Below are 23,236 nucleotides of genomic sequence, written 5' to 3'. Positions count from 1 at the left end.
ACCTTTTGAATGTTCTAAAACCTATTAAAGCAAACAAAATCTCTTTTTTATAGAAAACGGTGTTAAATACACTTTGATTATCAAAAAAAATATCCAATTACTTTCATAAAAAGTAAAAAAACAAAGTGATCTTAAGAATTATTACGTATTTTAATACATATAATAATTACATTTAATTACTTTAGACTAATTAAATTCTAGGATATAAAAATATTTAATGATTTTAAAATTTATCAACTATTCCAGAACATATTTGTGATTTAAGACTAAAAGAGCTGGAAGAACTATAGAGAAAGTTCATTATTCATTCTTTTACAAAAATACGTAAGGTTTTAAGATACTTAGAGTGGAACAGTTTTTGTTTTACAAGAACAGATTTAAAAATAAATAGCTACTTTAAAGTAGCGTTAAAAAGCAACATTTTGAAAAGAAGAACATTTATAAAAATAACCTCAGCAACTGGTGCAGGGATTATTGCCTCTAATACTTTTGGAATAAATTTAAAGATGAAACATACTGAAGAAAATGTAGAGAACTTAGTAATTGGCTCTGGTTACGGCGGAGCAGTTGCGGCTTTACGACTTACTCAAGCAGGCAAAAAAGTAGTAATGCTAGAAATGGGATTAGATTGGGAAAAAGAAGGTGGTAAATACAAACCTTTTTCTAATTTGATTACTCCTAAAAATAATTCTACTTGGCTAAAAAAATCCACACAAGCGCCAATGATGAATATCGCTCACTTTAATAAAAAATTTACAGGAGTTCTCGACCGAATGGATTATGAGAATATAAAAGTATATGCAGGACGCGGAGTTGGTGGTGGTTCTTTAGTAAATGGTGGAATGGCGGTGCAACCTAAAAAATCATACTTTAAAGAAATATTTCCTAATTTGAATGTCGATGAATTCTGGGATAATTATTTCCCGTTAGCAAAAAAAGAACTTCAAGTTAATGAAATTCCTGAAGATTATTATGCACAAACTCCTTATTATAAGTTTGCTCGAGTTGGAGAAAGTGAAGCTCATAAAGCAGGTTTTGAAACGGTTAGAGTTCCCAATGTCTATTCTTTTGATTATATGAAAAAAGAGGAAGCGGATGAAGTACCAAAATCTGCTTTGGCAAAAGAAGTAATTTATGGTAACAATCATGGAAAACAAAGTCTTGAAAAAACATATATAAAAAAAGCAATTCAGACGGGATTATTGCATATTAATGACCTTCATCGTGTTAACTATTTTCAGGAAACAGAAAATGGATATGCAGTTTTTGTTGACGTAATTGATACGGAAGGATTAGTAGTAGCCAAGAAAACCATTAGTTGTAAAAATCTTTTTTTGAATGCAGGAAGCATTGGTACTACTAAATTATTATTGACTTCTAGGTATAAAGGAAAAATGAACAATTTTGATGCTAGCTTGGGTAGCGATTGGGGAAATAATGGCAACATTATGACGGGTAGAAACATGGTAAATACGCTTTTTAATCGCGTAGAAAATGAAGCTACAAACACAAATCACACTACTGGGACAGGCTCTAAACAATCTACAATTCCTGTTTCAGGTATTGATAATTGGGAGGATAAAGAACATTCTTTCTTTGCAGAAATATCTCCTTTGCCAATGGGCGTGGAAGTTTATACCGCATTATATTTAGTAATTAATAAAGTGCCTACTCCAGGAACGATTTCTTATGATCCTAGTGTTAATGATATTCAAATTAATTGGGAAAAGAAAAACTATAAACATACCGTTGAAAATGCCAAATATTTTATAAAAAAAATGAATAAAGCAAATGGCGGAACTCCAGCTGGATTACTGTGGAAAGGAGCCTACGGACCGGATATTTGTTATCATCCTTTAGGAGGAGCAGTTCTTGGTAAAACAACCGATTTGTATGGAAGAGTAAAAGGTTACAAAAATTTATACATAACCGATGGCGCATTAGTGCCCGCTAGTATTGGAGTGAATCCTTTTCTTACTATCACTGCTATTGCAGAATATTGCATGAAAGAAATCATTAAAAACGATTATTCTGTTAGCACTAAATGATACAATTTAAAATAATGATTTTCTGAATTAAATTTCAAGTAAAAAATATTTTAAATCAACTATTTATAAATAGATAGTTGAGCTTATAAAATTTAATCAAATACTTTGAAACCCTAATTATAAAAAATAGTTAGGGTTTATTTTGATTTAAAAGTCCATGATAAAAACTTAAATTATTAGCTAACTAAATCCAAGTTTATTTACTTTTAATTATAAAAATAATCTCATGTTAAGAATTGCTGAAGATTATCTTTATAAAGATTAAAATTTCCTCCTCAAATTAATGATTTGAAAAAAGTAATAATAGCAATTAATCGTACTAGCTATAAATCTTTCTTATTGGGATTTAAAGCTTTTGAAATCAAAAAAAACTATTTTTGAAAAAACATAATCAAGATTAAATAAACTCTAAAAAAAATCTGGATGTCTATAGAAAACATACCTGAAATTTATCTTAAAAACAAAAAAGGAAGTCCTGACCTATTTGTTTACGATTTCAAAATGACAAGCGAAATCGTTAAAATCAAAGTCAATTTAGGTATGAATATGTTTAGTTTTTTACAAGTAGGAAAAAAGCAAGTTCACTTTGCAGGAATATCAGTCGGTGTAAATAAAGAGCAATCATTGTTATTAAAAAAAGGGAATTGGCTTTGGACAGAATTACTAGATAATGAAGCTATTTACAACTGCAAACTTCTCTTTTTTTCTGAAAAAAAACTTCAAGATTTCTTAGAAAACCACACTTTAAATCAGGGAATTAGAAATGATGAAAAACCATTTTTTATTATTAAGAATGATGATTATATACTTTCATATCTCAATTCTTTATCAACCATTAGTCAAGCACCTACAATTTTCATGGAAAACTTACTTTCTATAAAATTTGAAGAATTAATGCTTTACCTATTACAAAAATATGGAAAACCATTTGAATCCTATCTCTACTCTCTGATCGTTGGAGAGACCTCAACATTTAAAAAAATTGTTGAAAGTAAAGTGCATTCAAATTTAAAATTAGAAGAAATTGCATTTTTATGCAACATAAGCTTATCTACATTCAAACGTCGTTTTAGTAGTGAATACAATATGGCACCTGGAAAATGGCTATTGGAAAAAAGATTACAAAAAGCAAAAGAAATTTTAGAGCAAGGAGAATTAAAACCATCAGATATTTATTTAGATTTTGGTTACAATAATCTGTCCAACTTTAGCATAGCTTTCAAAAATAAATTTGGTTGTAACCCAAGTCAACTTTCTCGTAAAGCTTATTAAAAATTTGACCTTATATCATAAGTTATTGAACTAAAACAGTAAGCGATTTTAGAAGCTTTAAACTTAAATTTGTGGTATTAAACTAACATTTAAAACACATATAATATGAACATTACATTAGCACAGGCTGAAAAAGCAATTGTAGCAGCCCAACAAAAATCTAAAGCAATTGATACAAAAATGAACATTGCAATAGTAGATTCTGGAGCAAATTTAGTAGCATTTGCAAGAATGGACGGCGCTTGGTTAGGATCTCTTGATATTTCTATTAAAAAAGCAAAAACAGCTCGTTTTTTTGATATGAATACTGGGATTATAGGAGAATTATCTCAACCTGGAGGTTCCCTATTTAATATCGAACATTCAAACAACGGATTAATTACATTTCCAGGTGGAATTCCAATAAAAAATGCACATGGAGAAATTATTGGAGCAATTGGAGTAAGCGGAAGTTCTGTTGAAAATGATCATGCAGTGGCCGAAGCTGGCGCATTAGCAATCCAAATAAAAAAAGGAGTATAATTAAATTTAATTATACTCCTTTTTTTTAATTCTCTTTATAAAGAAGAAATGAAGCTTTTATAAAATATTCGTTAGTATCATTTTCTACAATGTTTCTAGAAATATACTATCTAATGAATATTAAATACTTTTTAAGCTCAGAAACAGTTCACAATCGTAAGCTACAAATCAAAATGAATTTTACTTTAAGTCAGATAAGCTATTTACCGCTACATATCTTTCAACTGTAAAACCTTCGGCATGCTCTACTCCAGAAAGTCTTCCTAAATCTCTTGAACGATAATTTAAACTTTCTAAAAAGTTTTTACTCGTAATTGGCGATTCAGCTTCTTTTGAATTAGGGTCGTAAAATTGAGAGCTGTAGGCCAAAATTGCTTCAATCTTTTTATCTGTAAAACCAGTTATATCTACGACAAAATCGGGTTCAATATTTTTCCATTGAATATAATGATATACAATTTTTGGTCGCCATGCTTTTTGCTGTTCTCCATCTAATTCAGTTTCTATTTTCATCAAACCAGATAAAAAACAAGCGTTAGAAACTAACTTACTTCCTTTGCCGTGATCAATATGTCGGTCATCGATAGCATTACACAATACAATTTCAGGTTGGTATTTTCGAATCATTTTGATAATTTCCAATTGATGCTTTTCATCATTCACAAAAAAACCATCTCGCATTTCTAAATTTTCTCGCGCCACCACTCCCAGAATTTTTGCAGCAGCATTTGCCTCTTGATCCCGAATAGCAACAGAACCTCGTGTTCCTAATTCACCACGAGTCAAATCAACGATTCCAACTTTTTTTCCTAAGGAAATTTCTTTTAAAATAGTTCCGGCGCAACCTAATTCTACATCATCGGGATGTGCTCCAAAAGCTAATATATCTAATTTCATAATTTAATTTTTAATATATAATTTTCTATTCAAGAATTATTTTTCAGCAATTAATTAAACCAATTTTCAAGGAATAATAGTAGTTAATTATTAGAATCTCTATCTGAAATATTTCAAAATTCGTTGCAAATCAGTATCATTTAGATCCATAAAAAATGAGAATCCAATAAATTACAACACCTTTTTCATTGTCATAGATTTATTAACACTTTCCTCCCACTCTTTTTCAGGATTACTATCTTTTGTAATGCCACAGCCTATATATAAATGAGCTTGTGAATCCTTTATTTGCATACAACGTAAATTTACAAACAAATCAGAACTTATAGTTCCTTTTGCAAAACTACAATTTAATTCACCCAAAAATCCAGTGTAAAAACTCCTATCGTAAGGTTCATTTTTTAAAATAAATTCTTTCGCAACTTCTTTTGGCAAACCACAAACTGCTGGTGTTGGATGCAATAATTTTATGACTTTTTCTAAACTTGAATCTGAATTCAGCACTCCTGATACATCCGTTTTTATGTGCCATATTGTCCCTGCTTTGATGCTATAGGGTTTGGTAAATTGTACAGCCGAAGCTACCTTTTTAAGCCTTTCAACCAGATAATCAGTCACAAACTGCTGCTCTTCTTTTTCTTTTTCTCCCCAAATAATTTCAGACGAACCAGTATCTTTTTGCGTACCGGCTAATGAAATAGTTCCCAATTTATTTTCGCTTACTTTTAATAATTGTTCAGGAGTAGCACCAATCCAATTTCCAATTTTTGGATGATAAAAACAATACACAAAAGCAGTAGGATAAAGATTTACTAATTTTTTAAAAGTTTCGAACATATCAAAATTAGTAACTTCGACTTGCTCCGTTCGAGATAAAACAACTTTTTTGAAATGCTCTTCTTTTATAGCTTGAACCCCTTTTGCTACTAAGATTTCAAAATCTGTTTTTGAAACAGCATCTAGTAGAGTATCTTTTTTGGGAGAAAACTGAATTTCTGTTTTATCCAAAACAAAATGTGCTATTTCGGATTCATTTTCAGGAATCAAATAAGTTTTTGATCCATCAAAACTAGCCAAAACAAACCCTTTTTCGCCAAAATCATTGATTTCAAAAACAGAATCGTTATGTTGTAAAAAAACGGTTGTTTCTTCTGAATTGGGTTTAGAATACAAAACGAAAGGAAGATTTTTCTCCAGTTGATTCTGAATTTTTCTTTCAATTGTTTCCATTATTTATCTTCACTTTTTCTTTTTGGTAAAATCATATTGGTTAATTTACATAGTGAAATTAGATTATTGCTTTCGTCAGTAATTCTTATTTCCCATAAGTGAATGCTACGTCCTTTATGAACAATTTTGGCAGTTGCAGTAACAATTCCGTTGCGTTTTGCTTTTAAATGATTCGCTGATATTTCTATTCCGCGCACTTCACTCACTTCTGGATTTACAAACAGCATCGAAGCAGCGCTTCCAACACTTTCCGCTAATGCTACTGAGGCACCACCGTGTAATAATCCAACCGGTTGATGTACCGCTGGTGTTACGGGCATTGTAGCTACTAAAAAATCTTCTCCTGCGTCAGTGTAAGTAATATTGAGCGTTCTCATTAATGTATTTTCAGAAATAAGATTACAATAATTAAGTATTTTTTCTTTGTCAAAAGTCATGTTACAGTATTTTAATTGGTAAAATTAATTAAAAGATATGGTTGAAGACTCCAATTATATTTGTTATTCTAATTTCAATATAGATTTTACCTATTTTTACAAAAAAAACAAACTCAAATGCGTCCACAGATAGTATTATTTTTTATTGGAATGGTATTTTCTATTTGTTCTTGTCGCTCTGATTTTGAAACGGTAGCTAGTAACGGAAAGTTAGAGTTTTCTAGAGATACTATATATCTAGATACTGTTTTTACAAATATTGGTTCTAGTACCTACCGACTAAAAGTTTATAATAGAAGCAAAAATGATATTACAATTCCAAGTATACGATTAGGAAAAGGGCTGAACTCTAAATACCGATTATCCGTTGATGGAATGCAAGGAAACAATGGAAAAATCTTTAATAATGTTGATATACTTGCCAAAGACAGTTTGTATATTTTTATAGAAACCACCGCAAATAGTGCAGACGCAAACCCAAATGATTTTTTATACACGGATCAAATTCAGTTTGATAGTGGGAAAAATCTTCAAAATGTAGAATTGGTAACCCTTATTCAAGATGCCGTTTTCCTATATCCTAAACGTTATGCCGATGGAACGACTGAAACACTTCCTATTGGAGATGAAAAAATTGAAGGTTTTTATTTGGATGAAAATGATCCCATTAATGGAAACGAATTACAGTTTACCAAAAATAAACCTTATGTAATTTATGGTTATGCAGCCGTACCATCCAATAAAATAGCCACTTTTGAAGCCGGAACTAAAGTTTATTTTCATTCAAATTCCGGACTTATTGTTTCTAATAAAGGTTCGATACAAGTGAATGGAACCGTTTCTACAACAGAAAAAATGGAAAACGAAGTGACTTTTGAAGGCGATCGCTTAGAAACTGATTTTACAAATATTCCAGGACAATGGGGAACTATTTGGCTTACTGCTGGCAGCACTAACAATTCTTTCAATCATTTAACCATTAAAAATGCTTCCATTGGATTATTAATTCAAAACAATGATGGCTCAACAGTTTTGATCAAAAACACTCAAATTTACAACTCAACAAACTACGGAATTTTGGCGCAGACCGCAAAAATTGATGCGCAAAATGTAGTGATTAATAATTCCGGTCAAGCTAATTTAGCGTGTACTTATGGAGGTGATTACACTTTTACACATTCTACTTTTAACAATAATTGGAACAGCTCGCAGCAAGTTTCAGTTTATATAAGTAACTACATTACAGGTGCAATTCCCGAGGTTAAAGATTTGACTGCAGCCACTTTTAACAACTGTATTATTTACGGATCTTATTCGAACGAAATGAGTTTGAATAAAAAAACAGGCGCTACATTTGAGTATAAATTCAATAACTGCTTGCTAAAATTTGACAATACCAATACAAAATTCGCCACCAATCCAGATTATCAATTCTTTTCAGATCCATTGCATTATAACGGTATAATTTTAAACAAAGATCCCAAATTTTTTAAAATTTCAAAAAGTAAATTAAATATTGACCCAAGTTCTTCGGCTTTCGCAAAAGGGAATTCGGCCTATTTAATTCCGCTAGACGTTTTAGGAAAAACCAGAACTTTGCCTCCTGATTTGGGTGCGTATCAAAGTATGGAATTTCCCAAGTAAGTCACTCTTTATAAATGGTTCTTGATGTAAAATCAGAAAACTCAAATATAGATTATTGGTGTAATATTTATTTAATTAGTATTGTTTTTATATAAATTTATTCTTGTTAATAATTTAATGATTAAATAACACAAAGGAATAATTGAGCTTCTTATATTAGCTAAAATTTGCAAAAACAATTTACTTAAAATTACATTAACCAATAACCGAATGAAACAAATTTACTCGTTACTTTTTTTATTACTTTTTACAACAATTTTTGCTCAAGCACCTGCAGGATATTACTCTTCTGCAAATGGCAGTGGATATACGCTAAAAACTCAATTATACAACATCATCAAAGGGCATACTGTACTTAGTTACGGTGAATTATATGTTACTTACGAAACATCTGATGTTGATCATTCTTATGAAAATGACGGATCTGTTTTAGACATGTATTCCGAAAATCCAACAGGAATAGATCCCTATAATTTTAGCATTAATGCTACTCAACGTTGTGGATCAAGTGGATACGATAATGAAGGCGATTGTTACAACAGAGAACACATCATACCACAATCTGTATTTAATGAGCAATCTCCAATGGTTTCTGATGCGCATTTCATCACACCTACAGACGGAAAAGTAAACGGAATTAGATCTAATTATCCACATTCAAATGTAACAGTTCCAACTCTTGTAACTCAAAATGGGAGCAAATTAGGTCTTAGTACAACATCGGGCTATTCTGGTTTAGTTTTTGAACCAATAGATGAATTTAAAGGTGACATAGCAAGAATGTATTTTTACTTTGCAACGCGTTACGAGAATACAATTGCTAGTTATACCTATCCTATGTTTAACGGATCTTCAAAAAAAGCATTTACAACATCTTTTTTAAATCAATTGTTAGCGTGGCACAATTTGGATCCTGTAAGTGACAAAGAAATTGAAAGAAACAACGCAATCTATGCGCGTCAAAATAATAGAAATCCCTACATTGACCATCCTGAATATGTTGCTGCTGTGTGGACTACTGAATTACCCGATACCGAAGCGCCTACTGCAGTTACCGATCTCACCATAACTGCTTTAACTTCAAATTCTGCAACTTTGAATTGGACAGCGGCTACTGACAATGTTGCTGTTACTGGATATGACATATATGTAGATAATGTTTATAAATCTACTCAAAATGGCTTAACTTCAACAATTACAGGATTATTGCCTTCCACTTCTTATAGCTTTTATATAATTACTCGAGACGATGAAAGAAATTCATCAATCGCTTCTACAACTGCAATTGGAACTACCACTGCAACTCCAACAGGAGGTTCAGGGGCAACAGAGTTATTTTTCTCGGAATATGTAGAAGGCTCTAGTTTTAATAAAGCATTAGAAATTGCAAACTTCACAGGAGCAGACGTAAACTTAGCGGGTTATTCAATAAAAAAACAAAGTAACGGGGCTGGAGCATGGACTACAGGATTTAATTTAACAGGAAACTTGGCCAGCGGTTCCGTATTCGTAGTGGTCGCCCCTCAAATAGCAGTTACTTGTTACTCGACTGCTAACGCAAACTTAATTTCTAATAATCAGGAAGCTTACAACGGAGATGATCCAATAGGATTGTTTAAAGATGGAGTATTAATTGACATTGTTGGAACATTCAACGGAGGAACTGCTAAATTTGGTGCTGATGTTACTTTGAGAAGAAAACCTAGTATTGTTGCTCCAAATATTACATTTGATAAAATTGGTGAATGGGATATCTATGGGAAAGATATTTGTGATGGTATTGGTAGTCATTCTGTAACCACTTTAGGAACTAATACTTTTGAAAGTAGTAATTTCAATATTTATCCAAATCCATCAAAAGGTACTATAAAAATAAAATTTGAAGATGCTAATGAAAAACATACCATCCAAATATTTACAATTTTGGGACAAAAAGTTTATGATAAAACTTTAAAAAATAGTCCTTTATCAACAGTTGAAAATCTCCAAACAGGAATCTACTTTGTAAAAATAACCAACGAAAACACTACAGTTACTAAAAAAATAATTGTAAATTAAATCCTGGAGATAAAAGAGCGACATTTATTAATTTTGCTCTTTTATTTTAATTCTGTTTTTAAATAACGAAAAGCACATAGGATTTCAACACTTATAAATTCTATTATTTTTGGTACAACTAAAAAAATTATTTTTAACCTCACCTACTTTTTACTTGAAGTGAATTAAAAGCACTTTTTAATCCTAATTTGATATTTATAAACTGAAATTTAAATTTTATTTTTGGAATTTTAATCCTTGCTCGTACTATTTTTTTAAACTAAATTTGCACCTAAATACAACAAACTACACAACAATGATCCATTTCTTTGAAAACCAAAGCAAAACTGTTTTTGCAGTACAAACGCAAAACGAAATTTCGGCTCAAGACATTTCAAAATTAAACTGGCTTTTTGCCGACTCAAATAAAATAGAAAAATCCGTACTCACGGATTTTTTTGTTGGACCACGTGCCACTATGGTGACGCCTTGGAGTACTAATGCCGTTGAAATTACTCAAAATATGGGGATTTCAGGGATCATTCGAATTGAGGAATTTCATAAAGCAACGGCCGATTTCACTGATTTCGACCCAATGCTTTCGCAAAAATATACGGAATTAAATCAAGATATTTTTACGATAAATGTGCAACCAGAACCTATTTTAGACATTGATGATATCGATGCGTACAATAAAAAGGAAGGTTTGGCTTTAAGCTTGGAAGAAGTAGAATATTTGGATAATTTAGCAACCAAATTAGGTAGAAAATTAACCGATTCTGAGATTTTTGCTTTCTCACAAGCGAATTCAGAGCACTGTCGTCACAAAATTTTCAACGGAACATTTGTAATTGATGGAGTAGAAAAAGAAACATCTCTTTTCAAATTAATCAAAAAAACATCTCAAGAAAACCCGAACGATATCGTTTCGGCGTATAAAGATAATGTGGCTTTTGTAAAAGGGCCAAGAGTGCAACAATTTGCTCCAAAAACGGCTGACAAAGCTGATTTTTACGAAATCAAAGAATTTGATTCGGTTATATCGTTAAAAGCAGAAACGCACAATTTCCCAACAACGGTAGAACCTTTCAACGGAGCTGCAACAGGTTCAGGTGGAGAAATTCGCGACCGTTTGGCTGGTGGACAAGGTTCTTTGCCATTAGCAGGAACAGCAGTTTATATGACTTCTTATTCTAGACTAGAAGAAAATCGTCCTTGGGAAGATGCCGTAGCTGCACGAAAATGGTTGTATCAAACTCCAATGGATATTTTAATTAAAGCCTCTAATGGAGCTTCTGATTTTGGAAATAAATTTGGACAACCGCTAATTACAGGTTCTGTTTTAACTTTCGAACACGAAGAAAATAATCGCAAAATTGGTTACGACAAAGTAATCATGCAGGCGGGTGGAATTGGATATGGAAAATTAGACCAAGCGCTTAAGAAAAAACCACAAGAAGGCGACAAAATCGTTATTATAGGTGGAGAAAATTATAGAATCGGAATGGGTGGTGCTGCAGTTTCCTCTGCAGATACTGGCGCTTTTGGTTCCGGAATTGAGTTGAATGCCATACAGCGTTCGAACCCAGAAATGCAAAAACGTGCGGCAAATGCCATTCGTGCCTTTGTAGAAAGTGACAACAATCCAATTGTTTCTATTCACGATCACGGTGCTGGCGGACACTTAAACTGTCTTTCAGAATTAGTGGAAGAAACGGGTGGATTAATCGATCTAGATAAATTACCTGTTGGCGATCCTACCCTTTCGGCAAAAGAAATAATCGGTAACGAATCTCAAGAAAGAATGGGATTGGTAATTGGTCAAAAAGACATTGATTTATTACAAAGAGTGGCCGATAGAGAACGTTCTCCAATGTACCAAGTGGGTGATGTAACGGGCGATCACCGTTTTACTTTTGAAACCCGCAACGAAAAATTCTTTTCCGAAAGAGATAAAAAGCGGGTTCTTGACTTCCAAAATTCAAATAATATGGAGGAAAAATCAAAATCGACTGGTGCTAAACCAATGGATTATGCTTTAGAAGACTTCTTCGGGAGTTCTCCAAAAACCGTAATGAACGATAAAACAATTGCTTACAACTATGGTCCATTAGAGTATTCTGTAAGAAACATTTCGACTTACTTAGAACAAGTATTGCAATTAGAAGCAGTGGCTTGTAAAGACTGGTTGACCAATAAAGTAGACCGTTGCGTAGGTGGTAAAGTTGCCAAACAACAAACTGCTGGACCGTTGCAATTGCCATTGAATAATGTTGGTGTAATGGCTTTAGATTACCAAGGAATAGAAGGTGTTGCTACGTCAATCGGGCACTCTCCTATTGCCTCTTTAATTGATCCGGTTGCTGGTACACGAACTGCCATTGCAGAATCGTTATCAAACATTGTTTGGGCTCCTATTAAAGATGGAATGAAAGGGATTTCATTATCTGCCAACTGGATGTGGGCTTGTAAAAATGAAGGAGAAGACGCTCGTTTATATGCAGCGGTAGAAGCTTGTTCGGAATTTGCAATTGAATTGGGAATCAATATTCCAACAGGAAAAGATTCGCTTTCTATGAAACAAAAATATCCAAATGACGAAGTAATCGCACCAGGAACGGTAATTATTTCGGCAGGTGGTAACTGTATCGATATCAAAAAAGTAGTAGAACCTGTCCTTCAAAAAGACGGTGGCGCTATTTATTATATCAATTTATCGCAAGACGATTTTAAATTAGGTGGTTCGTCATTCGCACAAACATTAAATGCCATAGGAAACGAAGCACCAACTATTAAAAGTGCTGCTTTCTTCAAAAAAGCGTTTAATACCATTCAAGAATTAATTTTAGACGATCAAATTCTTGCAGGACACGATATCGGAAGTGGTGGTTTAATCACTACTTTATTAGAAATGTGTTTTGCTGATGTGAATTTAGGAGCTAAAATAGATTTCTCTGTTTTTGAAGAAAAAGACATCATCAAGTATTTATTTGCGGAGAATATCGGAATCGTCTTCCAAGCGAAAGACAATGCGACGATTGAAGCTAAATTAAACGCTAAAGGAGTTGCTTTCTACAAATTAGGAAACGCTACTACCGATGCTACTTTAGACTTCGGTCCTTGTAAATTAGATATTGCAAAATACAGAGACATTTGGTTTAAAACTTCGTTTTTATTAGACCAAAAACAATCAAAAAACGGAACGGCACAAGAGCGTTTCAATAATTATAAAAACCAACCGTTACAGTATACGTTCCCTAAACACTTTACAGGTAAATTACCTGTCACTTCGAGCGCAGTCGAGAAGCCAAAGGCAGCTATTATTCGTGAAAAAGGAAGTAATTCCGAGCGTGAAATGGCAAATGCAATGTATTTAGCTGGTTTTGATGTCAAAGACATTCACATGACCGATTTAATATCAGGACGTGAAAATTTAGAAGACATTCAATTCATCGGAGCGGTTGGAGGTTTCTCTAACTCAGATGTTTTAGGTTCTGCCAAAGGTTGGGCGGGAGCCTTTTTATACAACGAAAAAGCAAAAACGGCTTTAGATAATTTCTTCAAACGCGAAGACACTTTATCAGTAGGAATTTGCAACGGTTGTCAGTTGTTCGTCGAATTAGAATTAATCCATTCAGAGCACGAACAAATGCCAAAAATGTTGTACAACGACAGTAACAAACACGAAAGTATTTTTACATCAGTAACCGTACAAGAAAACAAATCGGTGATGTTGTCAAGCTTGGCTGGAGCGACATTAGGAGTTTGGGTTTCGCATGGAGAAGGAAAATTCGAATTGCCATTGGGCGAAGAGCGTTACAACATTGTTGGGAAATACGCTTACGAGGGCTATCCTGCTAATCCAAACGGTTCTCATTATGATGTGGCCATGCTTTGTGATGTTACAGGACGCCATTTGGTGACCATGCCGCACATCGAGCGTTCTACCTACCAATGGAACTGGGCACATTATCCAAAAGATAGAAACGACGAAGTTTCTCCTTGGCACGAAGCGTTTGTCAATGCTAGAAAATGGATTGAAAACAACTAATATATAGTAATTTATAATATGGAAAGCGTTCTCGAAAGAGAGCGCTTTTTTTGTGATGTTTGTTTTCAAAATTGTTGTGGCATTACGCCTAGGCAAAATAGGCAATTCGTTAAAATCTTTCTCATTCAAAAAAAAATACGATTTATCTCGTTGAAACCTATTCTAATTGGTATTTGATGCTTTTCAATTTCATTACTATTCTACACGCAAACTAGCAGAAATCTATCTGTTAATTAAAAAATACAATTTGTAATATTATTTTTATAAATTAGCTAAACTAATAATGTACGATGACTGTCACATTAACACCTACAACTAAGCGAAAATTATATGAGAAACTTAATTTCCACATTGACATTAGGTTTATTTATTTGCTTTCAAACAATAATTGCTCAATCAAAACCTGAAAAGTATTATGGTATAAATTTTCAAGAAATCAGCAAACAAGAATTTGAAAAATATGTAAAAAAAGAGAAATTTTTTAATTATAACCAATATGATATTGAAGATCATATTACTAAAATACTATATAAACGTAAAACAACAGGAAAACTAAATAATGAAGAATTATCATTGTTAAAAAAGGAACTTAGTAAAATTGGACCTTTAGAAAATGAAATTACTATATTAATTTTCTACCCAGGAAAAGATGAATGTAATAATAGATCGGATAGTTTAAGTATAGATTTTTTTGAAACAGAATACAAAAATAAACTTGATAGAATAACAAAATACAATCACTTTTGGATTTATAAAACTGATGAAGATTTAAAATATTATCATCCAGAAAAAATAAATTGGGAAAAGGATAACGATCGAGTAATTGAAAAGTTATTTTTCAAAATGCATTATCCATGTTTTAGTTCCGCAGTAGTAGATAGGTATGGTAATTTTCGTTTGAACTTGGCTGAATTCTCAACTGACCAAATTGTAGAAGATGTAAAAAAAATATCGCTAAAAAATACCTTCAATAATTTTATAAATTGAATGAAAATTCTTTCTTTTAAGTAAAACATTAAAAGTTAAATCTTTAATTGATTTTTATCCAAATCATTATGATACAATATAGATATCAATAGATAAAAGCATTAAATTTTAAGAGAAGAGTTTATTTGTTTTGACTTTATTCAAATTTTAATGATTTGAAAACAAGACACTTTAGAAAGATACTCTCCCTACTTTAAACATAAAATTTCATAAGTATTAAATGATTTGATACCATAAATAAATTTTAGATTAAATTATAATGTAAATAATAAAAATGATATTTAGATACGCAAGACATACTGATGATTTAGAGAAAATTGAAAAATTTTATTTAGAAGTCGTAGGACTAGAAAAAATTGGATCTTTTGAAAAACATAATAATTATAATGGAATTTTCTTAGGTCCTAAAAATGCTAATTGGCATTTAGAATTCACCACTTCAAGTGACCTACCAAAACGTAAGTTTGATCAAGATGATATACTTGTTTTTTATTTGAACTCTGAAATTGAATTAAATAAGATTAGGGAAACGATAAGAAAAAAGAATATAAAAACTGAAGTCTCTAAAAATCCATATTGGTTAAAAAATGGATTAATGATTTCAGATCCGGACGGATTTAATGTTATATTTTCGATCAAAGAACTTTACTTTAATTCCAATGATTATTTGACTAATTTAATCATTGAAAAAGGGATTAAAAACTGGAGTGACTTAATTGAGTTTACGAGAAAACTGGAATATGGAAGAAATTTAAACCGAGAAGATTTCTCACTAGTTCTTAAAGAAAAAAAGGGTACTTGTAGCTCTAAACATTCCTTTTTAAAAAAAGTTGCTGACCTAAATAATTTTCAAAACGTAAAACTCATCTTAGGTATATATAAAATGAACCATTTAAATACTCCAAAGATTGGAAACATACTATTAGATAATAGATTAGAATATATTCCAGAGGCACATTGTTACTTAAAATTAAATAATCTACGAATAGACATAACTAATAATAATTCTGATATTGAAAAGTTGCTACCTGATATTGTCGAAGAAATTGAAATTGAACCTGAACAAGTCAATGTTTTTAAAGTAAATTATCATAAAAATTACATAAAGATTTGGATAAAAGAAAACTTATTAAATAGGGACTTGGATAGCATTTGGCAAATTAGAGAACAATGCATAAAGAAACTGGAAGAATAGGATGCTAAAATTTATTGATCATAAAATTATCATTACGATTGATTTAATTGGAATTCATCACCCATTTATCAAAAGAATAAATTTCAATATTTCCTCTGTTGTCAAAATATAATCTGGTATCATATTTTGAATGGCATTATTCGGCATAAAAGGCATATCAGCTGATGTTGGATTCTGAACCACAACAGTACCTCCTGATTTCTGAATGGCTTGTAATCCCGCAGTGCCATCGGCATTGGAGCCTGAAAGCAAAATTCCTATTACATTACTGCTGTAAATTTCTGCAGCAGCTTCAAAAGAAACGTCAATACTAGGTCTGCTGTAATTTACTTTTTCAGAGCTATCTAAAGCCAGAGTACCATTTTTTTCAAATAGCAAGTGGTAATTAGAAGGAACTACATATAAAAAGCCAGGTTCAAAAGGCATTTTGTCCTCAATAAATTTTAATGGAGTTTTTGATTTTATCTTTAATAATTCTTCTAAAGTTACATCATGAGAATGTTTTCTATGAAGGACAATTACCAATGCAAAGGACCGTATTGCTGGCAAATTAGGCAATATATCCATAAGTGCATGCAAGCTGCCCGCAGAGCCGCCAATAATGAGAACTTTACAGTTTGCTGCTACTTTATTTTTCTCCATAATTTTTCTTTCTGCACTTGTTTGTATTTTCCTTGACCAATGGAGTATTTTATAGTCTCTTTGGTTCCTAATGCTAAGAAACCAAGTATAGAAAGACTTTGGTCAAATAAATTAATGGCTCTGCTTTGCAAATCGTTGTCAAAGTAGATTAAAACATTGCGACAAAAAATCATATCAAATTCATTGAATGAAGTATCTGAAACAAGATTATGTTGCGAAAAAACCATTTTCTTAATTAAATCTTCACTAAATTTTGCATTGCCATAATTGGCAATATAATAATTAGAAAAATCTTCTTGTCCTCCAGAATCTCTATAGTTCTCAGAATAGTCTTTCATCATTCGCAACGGAAAAATTCCTTTTTTTGCCGTTTCTAAAACCTTCGAATTGATATCCGTTGCATACAATATTGATTTATGTAGCAAGCCAGCCTCTTTTAATAAAATAGCCATAGAGTAAACCTCTTCCCCGCTAGAACAACCAGCATGCCAAATCCGTATAAAAGGTTTTGTCGCTAAAACAGGTAAAATTTCATTCCGCAAAACTTTATAAAAAGATGGATCTCTGAACATTTCGGTTACATTCACCGTAATTTCATCAACAACTCTTTTGTAATAATCGGCTTCGTATTTCACTTTTGACAAAAAATCATAAAAACTGGAAAAACCATCTAACTGCATGATTCTATTAACACGTCTTTTTAAGGAAGCCCTAGAGTAATTTCCAAAATCAAAACCATAATATTCATAAACATCGTTAATAAAAGTATCTAATTCTATGTCCTCTATCATAATAAACTTAAATTTTAGATAAGGCTACAAGTAGTTTATCTACATCAACAGGTTTTGAGATATAAACATCCGCACCTGCTTCAAAGCATTTTTCTTTATCACCAGTCATCGCCTGAGCCGTTACTGCAATAATTGTTGTTGACTTGCGAGAAGGAATTTTTTTAATCAATGGAATAGCATCATAACCATCCATATCTGGCATCATCATATCTATTAAAACAGCATCGAAAATTTGATCTGTTTCTAAAAGTACTAACGCTTCTTCGGCACTCAAGCAAGAAAGACATTCATAAGATCTTGCACGTAACGTATTTACCAATGCAAAAATATTCCTTGGATCATCGTCAATAATTAAGAGTTTCTTCTTATTCATAAATTTAAATCAATTTTTAATTAAACTTTATCATACAACCACACTCTTAATAACGAAAGTAATTGGTCTATATCTACTGGTTTTGTTATATAATCTGAAGCGCCTGCTTTAATGCATTTTTCTCTATCGCCTGTCATAGCCTTGGCGGTAACTGCTATCAAAGGTAATGCTATCATTTTAGGATTGTTTCTAATTTTTTCGGCCGTTTCATAACCATCCATATTAGGCATCATCATATCTAATAAAACAATATCGGTATCGGTATGTTCAGCTAACATTTTGATAGCTTCATTACCATCAAAAGCTGTTATTACATTCATCTTAAAAGCTTCTAAAGCTTTGGTGAGAGAATAGATATTTCTAACATCATCATCGACAATTAGAACTTTTTTATTATGTAAAATATTGTTGAGTTGATTTAACTTTTTAAAATTTTCTTTTTTATCATCGGTTCCTTTGTTCTCTTCCACTAAATGTAGAAAAAGAGAAACCTCATCTAACATTCTCTGATACGAATGAGCCGTTTTTACAATAATAGAATCGGCATATTTTTTAATTTTAACCTCTTCTTTTAGTGACAAACTTTTCCCTGTAAAAACAATTACAGGAAGATTTTCTAATCCAGGACTTTTCTTAACTCCTTCTAAAATCTCGTATGCTTGTTTATCGGGAATTCCCATATCAAGGATTACACAATCGATATCTTTTTTATTTAGCGCGTCTAAACCTTCAGAAACTTCACTTTTTATCTCCGAATTGATATTGTGATTTTCTAAAAAGAAAGCCAATGCTTTGGCATGTTTGGGATTGTCTTCTATAATTAAAACTTTTTGTGATTCCTTACTAATGATATGTTCTATTCGAGTAAAAACCTCTGGAATTCGATCAAAAGCAACCGGTTTATGAAGAAAGTCAACTGCACCTTGTAGCAAACTTTCCTGTTTTAATTTATGTGATGACATAATATGAACTGGAATGTGCTTAGTTTGTGAGTGATTTTTTATTTCCTCTAATACTTCCCATCCACTTTTTATAGGCAACTCAATATCCAAGAGTATTCCTACTGGTTTGTATAAAATAGCAAACTTTAAGGCATAATCTCCTCGAACAGCCACAACTGTTTTATAGCCGTTTTGCCTGCTAAATGCTAAAAGTGATTTAGCAAAATTCATATCATCTTCGACAATCAAAATAACTTTATCACCAGATAAAATAGAATCTCTATCGTCTTCTATCTCCTCTGGAATTATTTCAGATATGTATTTCTTCTTAGTTTCTTTCTCTACAATAGTATTGTTTTCAGGAATAGTTAGCAACGGTCTTTTATCAATTACTACTTTACTACTTTGAGATACAAATCGTGGCAAACATAAAGTAAAAGTACTTCCTTCACCCTCTACACTATTTAATAGTATTTCGCCACTAAGTAATTTTGCCAATTCGCGACTGATCGATAAGCCCAAACCTGTTCCGCCATATTTTCTTTTGGTTGAACCGTCTGCTTGCTGAAAAGCTTCAAAAACGAGTGGTTGCATGTCTAACGGAATTCCAATTCCAGTATCTTTTACAATGAAACAGATTATTTTGTCATCATCAGTATTTATTTTAATCTCTAGTGTTACAGAACCGCGATTGGTAAATTTTAATGCATTAGAAATTAAGTTTTTTAGAATCTGTTCTAAACGCATTTTATCTGTTTTAAGAATAATAGGAGCTTCATTGGCTATAATTTCAAAGCCTATATTTTTTTCTTTGGCAACTTGCGTAAACAAACTAGATAAACCATCTGTTATTTCTTTCGTGGTAACATCTATAAACTCAAGCTCCATTTTTCCAGCTTCAATTTTAGATAAATCTAAAATTTCATCAATTAGTCCTAACAAGCTATTTCCTGAACTTTGAATTACTTGTGCAAATTCTATTTCCTCACTGTTCATACTCTGATTATTATTCTCTGATAACAACCTACTTAAAAGTAATATAGAGTTTAACGGAGTACGCAATTCATGTGACATATTAGCTAAAAACTCCGATTTGTAACGGGTTGATAACTCTAAAGCTTCTGATTTTTTTAAAATTTCAGTATTTTTTTCTTCTAATAAAATACTGCGTTCCGAAAGCTCTTCATTGGTTTGTTCCAATTCTTCTTGTTGTACTCTTAATTCTTCTTCTGAGGCTTGTAGTTTTTCAGTTTGTGTTTCTAACTCTGCGTTCATTGACTCTAATTCACTATGCTGAATGCGTAATTCTTCAGATTGCGCCTCCGTTTCTTCTAGTAATTCGAGTACCCTTTTTCTATTCTGAGTAGATTTTAAAGCAATTCCAATATTATTACTAATAATTTTTAAAAACTCTAAATGCAAGCTAGTAAAACCAGTGATACTAACTAATTCTAACGCTCCTTCTACTTTATTATCTATTAATGGTAAGGCAACAATATGAGTAGGTTTTATTTCGCCCAAGGCATAACTAATTTGAATATCTTCAGATGGAACTCCTTTGATCTCTAGCAGTTTTCCTGAAACAATCGTTTGTCCAAGTAAACCTTCTCCTTTTTTAATTTGTGTTCTATTTTTGTTAGGAACGTAACTATATCCTGCTTTTGCAAAAAGTGTTTCTCCTTCTAAAACATAAAATGCACCCGCACTACTATTGGTGTAAACACACAAAAACTCGATAATATCGTTTGATAATTCCTCAAGATTTTTATCTCCCAACATGACACTATTAAGATTAGCAATACCCGCTTGTAACCACTCTTTATCAGATAATAAAGTGAACGATTTTTTTAAAGAAGTACTCATATTATTTAGTGAATCACCAACACTTCCTAATGCGTCTGCTTTACTATCATCTACTTTGATATCGTAATTGCCTTTAGCTATATTTACTGCAATAGTGCTAATGGCTTCAATCCTTTGAGCTGTTTCTTTATCTTTTTGCAATAATTCTTCTTGCAATTTAGCACGTTCTGTAAAATCTCTTAAAATACGAATTAAGAATATTACTGAGATAAAAAAGGCTATGATAAATGCTACAATAATTAGAATTAAACTATAACTACCATAATCTTGTGAACTCTGATTACGATTTTTTAATTGCGTTTGTTCATTTTTTTCTACTTGTTTAAAATTCTCTCTTAATTCATCCATCAACTTTTTCCCTTCATTAAGATCAAATGTTGCTGTCAATTTTCCAAGGCGTTTTTTGTCAATTTGCTTATTGAGATATTGAAAATAATTGGCTCGGAGAACCTTTAATTCTTTTAGTGATTTTTGCTGTAAAGAATTGTTTTTTGTCAGATCATCGAGTTTGTTAAAATAGATATTTGATTCCAATTCGGCTTTTTTATACATATCAACAAACTGCTCGTTTCCTGTAATTAAAAAACCGCGCATGCTAGTTTGACCGTCCGTTAATACGGCTTGACCCTGATTCAAATTATAAATAATCTCTTGAGTATGATTGACCCAATAAACACTTTCTAATAATTTTTTTATACTAATATAAGACGCTGTAGAACTTACTACTAATACCAGCAATGAAATCGTAGAACTTATTAATAAATTTCTTTTAAAATTACTTCTCATAAATTTTAATCTAATTGTTTTGAATATCATGTTGTAAGGGCAAAACCAGGATAAAACTAGCACCTTTTCCTAATTGACTTTTTGCAGTAATCAGTCCGTTGTGTTTTTCCATTATTTTTTTAGAAATGGCAAGTCCTATTCCGGTTCCTTCGTAAATAGAGCGATCATTCAAGCTTTGAAAAATAACAAAAATTCGGTCCAAATAAATTTCATCAAAACCAATTCCATTATCAGAAATAGTAATTCGGCAAAATTTACCTTCTGGTGAAGCTTGGCCTTCAAAATCCTTGGTCAAGATTAATTCTGAACTAATTTCTATGGTAGGAATAGCAACATTCCCTGAAAATTTGAGCGCATTTCCTATCAAGTTCTGAAACACTTGTCTTAACTGACTCGGAATACTATCAATTACGGGTAAATCACATATTTTTACCACGGCATTCTTATTTTCTATTTGATAATCAAAATCAGATAGCACTTCTTGTAAAACTATATTTAAGTCTGTTTTTTCTAAAACCACTTTTGACGACAATCTCGAATAAGCTAGCAAATCACTAATTAAAGTTTGCATTCGCTCGGCCGATTTCATTGTCCGATTTACATAATCTATTGCTTTTGGATTGTCCTTTAAATATAAGTCTTTCAGAATTCCGATAAAGATTTGAATTTTTCGGATTGGTTCATTCAAATCATGTGAAACTACCCAAGAAAACTGCTGTAATTCGTGGTTTTTGAATTCTAATTCTTCATTTTTCAAAACTAATTCTTTAGTTCTCTCAATAATTTTCATTTCTAAATTATCTTGAGCTTCGGTTCGAATAGCAATTTCTTTAGAAAGTAAATCCTTCATCACTTTCAATTCGTTCTGCTGATCGTAGATTTTTATAAATGTTTTTACTTTTAGAATTAACAAATCTGAATCTACGGGTTTTGTTATATAATCAACAGCGCCAGTTTCGTAACCTTTAAAAATATATTTCTTTTCTATGTTAATTGCCGACAAAAAAATAACCGGTATGTCTTTTGTTTTTTTGTTGCCCGATAAAATCTTTACCACTTCAAAGCCATCGAGTCCAGGCATCTGAACATCCATTATAATCAGGCTATAATTAATTTTTAAAATTTTCTTAAGCGCTTCCTCACCAGATTCTGCAGTATCAACATCGATATTGTGCAATTCTAATGTTTTTTTTAAGGCAATTATATTTGCTACAATGTCATCTACAATTAATATCATTTAATATTGGAGGTAAATCGTATGGTTTAATTAAAGTAAAACCTTTCCGAAAATTGTTATCAAGTTTAAAAATAAATGAATTGAAAAAATTCATAAATCGTCCAAATTTATAAAAAAAATACAAAATATTCTTTCAAAACAGAGTAAGATAATTACATAATTCCCATGTTTAAAAGTCAAAGTTTACCTTAAATCTTATACTATTATTTTTAATTATTGAAACATTAAATAGATTCATTTACCCATTTAAAATTTATTACTCTAAGATCTTATATATTAAAAA

The 23,236-nt window shown here is 31.6% G+C and carries 16 protein-coding genes; 8 read left to right on the top strand and 8 right to left on the bottom strand.

Annotation, left to right across the window (positions count from 1 at the left end; genetic code table 11):
- Positions 1–422 precede the first annotated feature (422 nt).
- From MW871_RS14740 to MW871_RS14730, 3 genes are all read left to right on the top strand, one after another.
- Positions 423–2,048: a GMC oxidoreductase gene (locus MW871_RS14740; RefSeq protein WP_248429172.1), complete on the top strand. Its 1,626-nt coding sequence runs from the start codon at positions 423–425 to the stop codon at positions 2,046–2,048.
- Between the two features lie 423 nt (positions 2,049–2,471).
- Positions 2,472–3,320, top strand: a complete 849-nt coding sequence (locus MW871_RS14735) for a helix-turn-helix domain-containing protein (protein ID WP_248429171.1) — start codon at positions 2,472–2,474, stop codon at positions 3,318–3,320.
- Positions 3,321–3,425: 105 nt separating this feature from the next.
- Complete coding sequence (locus MW871_RS14730; protein ID WP_248429170.1) at positions 3,426–3,842, top strand: GlcG/HbpS family heme-binding protein; 417 nt, start codon at positions 3,426–3,428, stop codon at positions 3,840–3,842.
- A gap of 180 nt (positions 3,843–4,022) precedes the next feature.
- Here MW871_RS14730 and bshB1 read toward each other — a convergent pair whose 3' ends face one another.
- From bshB1 to MW871_RS14715, 3 genes are all read right to left on the bottom strand, one after another.
- Positions 4,023–4,739, bottom strand: coding sequence for a bacillithiol biosynthesis deacetylase BshB1 (gene bshB1 / locus MW871_RS14725; protein ID WP_248429168.1), 717 nt, complete (start codon positions 4,737–4,739; stop codon positions 4,023–4,025).
- 171 nt (positions 4,740–4,910) lie between these two features.
- Positions 4,911–5,969 carry a chorismate-binding protein gene (locus MW871_RS14720; RefSeq protein ID WP_248429167.1) on the bottom strand — a complete coding sequence of 353 codons (1,059 nt, stop codon included), beginning with the start codon at positions 5,967–5,969 and terminating at the stop codon, positions 4,911–4,913.
- The gene (locus MW871_RS14715; protein ID WP_188051250.1) at positions 5,969–6,406 is read right to left on the bottom strand and encodes a PaaI family thioesterase; all 438 of its coding nucleotides are present in this window, start codon (positions 6,404–6,406) and stop codon (positions 5,969–5,971) included. The genes MW871_RS14720 and MW871_RS14715 overlap by 1 nt, the downstream gene beginning before the upstream one ends.
- Before the next feature lie 117 nt (positions 6,407–6,523).
- Between MW871_RS14715 and MW871_RS14710 the strand changes: the two genes are divergently transcribed.
- The 5 genes from MW871_RS14710 (at position 6,524) to MW871_RS14690 (ending at position 16,320) form a co-directional block, all read left to right on the top strand.
- A complete protein-coding gene (locus tag MW871_RS14710) occupies positions 6,524–8,050 on the top strand; it encodes a hypothetical protein (RefSeq protein ID WP_248429166.1) in 1,527 nt (508 codons plus the stop codon).
- A gap of 210 nt (positions 8,051–8,260) precedes the next feature.
- On the top strand, positions 8,261–10,108 hold the full coding sequence (locus tag MW871_RS14705) for an endonuclease (RefSeq protein ID WP_248429165.1): 1,848 nt from the start codon (positions 8,261–8,263) through the stop codon (positions 10,106–10,108).
- Between the two features lie 295 nt (positions 10,109–10,403).
- Positions 10,404–14,138: a phosphoribosylformylglycinamidine synthase gene (gene purL / locus MW871_RS14700; protein WP_248429163.1), complete on the top strand. Its 3,735-nt coding sequence runs from the start codon at positions 10,404–10,406 to the stop codon at positions 14,136–14,138.
- 330 nt (positions 14,139–14,468) lie between these two features.
- Entirely contained in the window at positions 14,469–15,125 is a 657-nt protein-coding gene (locus tag MW871_RS14695) for a hypothetical protein (RefSeq protein WP_248429162.1), read from the top strand.
- A 274-nt stretch (positions 15,126–15,399) separates the two neighbouring features.
- On the top strand, positions 15,400–16,320 hold the full coding sequence (locus MW871_RS14690) for a VOC family protein (protein ID WP_248429161.1): 921 nt from the start codon (positions 15,400–15,402) through the stop codon (positions 16,318–16,320).
- A gap of 57 nt (positions 16,321–16,377) precedes the next feature.
- Here the strand turns inward: MW871_RS14690 and MW871_RS14685 are convergent, their stop codons facing one another.
- From MW871_RS14685 to MW871_RS14665, 5 genes are read right to left on the bottom strand one after another with little or no spacing between them, the layout of a single operon-like run.
- Positions 16,378–16,962, bottom strand: a complete 585-nt coding sequence (locus tag MW871_RS14685) for a chemotaxis protein CheB (RefSeq protein WP_248429160.1) — start codon at positions 16,960–16,962, stop codon at positions 16,378–16,380.
- On the bottom strand, positions 16,944–17,753 hold the full coding sequence (locus MW871_RS14680) for a CheR family methyltransferase (RefSeq protein ID WP_248429159.1): 810 nt from the start codon (positions 17,751–17,753) through the stop codon (positions 16,944–16,946). The genes MW871_RS14685 and MW871_RS14680 overlap by 19 nt, the downstream gene beginning before the upstream one ends.
- Positions 17,754–17,760: 7 nt before the next feature.
- Positions 17,761–18,126, bottom strand: coding sequence for a response regulator (locus tag MW871_RS14675; protein ID WP_248429158.1), 366 nt, complete (start codon positions 18,124–18,126; stop codon positions 17,761–17,763).
- A gap of 20 nt (positions 18,127–18,146) precedes the next feature.
- Complete coding sequence (locus MW871_RS14670; RefSeq protein WP_248429157.1) at positions 18,147–21,716, bottom strand: response regulator; 3,570 nt, start codon at positions 21,714–21,716, stop codon at positions 18,147–18,149.
- 10 nt (positions 21,717–21,726) lie between these two features.
- Positions 21,727–22,953: a hybrid sensor histidine kinase/response regulator gene (locus MW871_RS14665; RefSeq protein WP_188051241.1), complete on the bottom strand. Its 1,227-nt coding sequence runs from the start codon at positions 22,951–22,953 to the stop codon at positions 21,727–21,729.
- Positions 22,954–23,236: the final 283 nt, after the last annotated feature.

It is taken from the genome of Flavobacterium pygoscelis (assembly GCF_023162025.1).
Classification (GTDB): Bacteria; Bacteroidota; Bacteroidia; order Flavobacteriales; family Flavobacteriaceae; genus Flavobacterium; species Flavobacterium pygoscelis.
The sequence above is the reverse complement of the archived record's forward strand: the minus strand, read 5'-3'. Positions and strand labels throughout refer to the sequence as shown.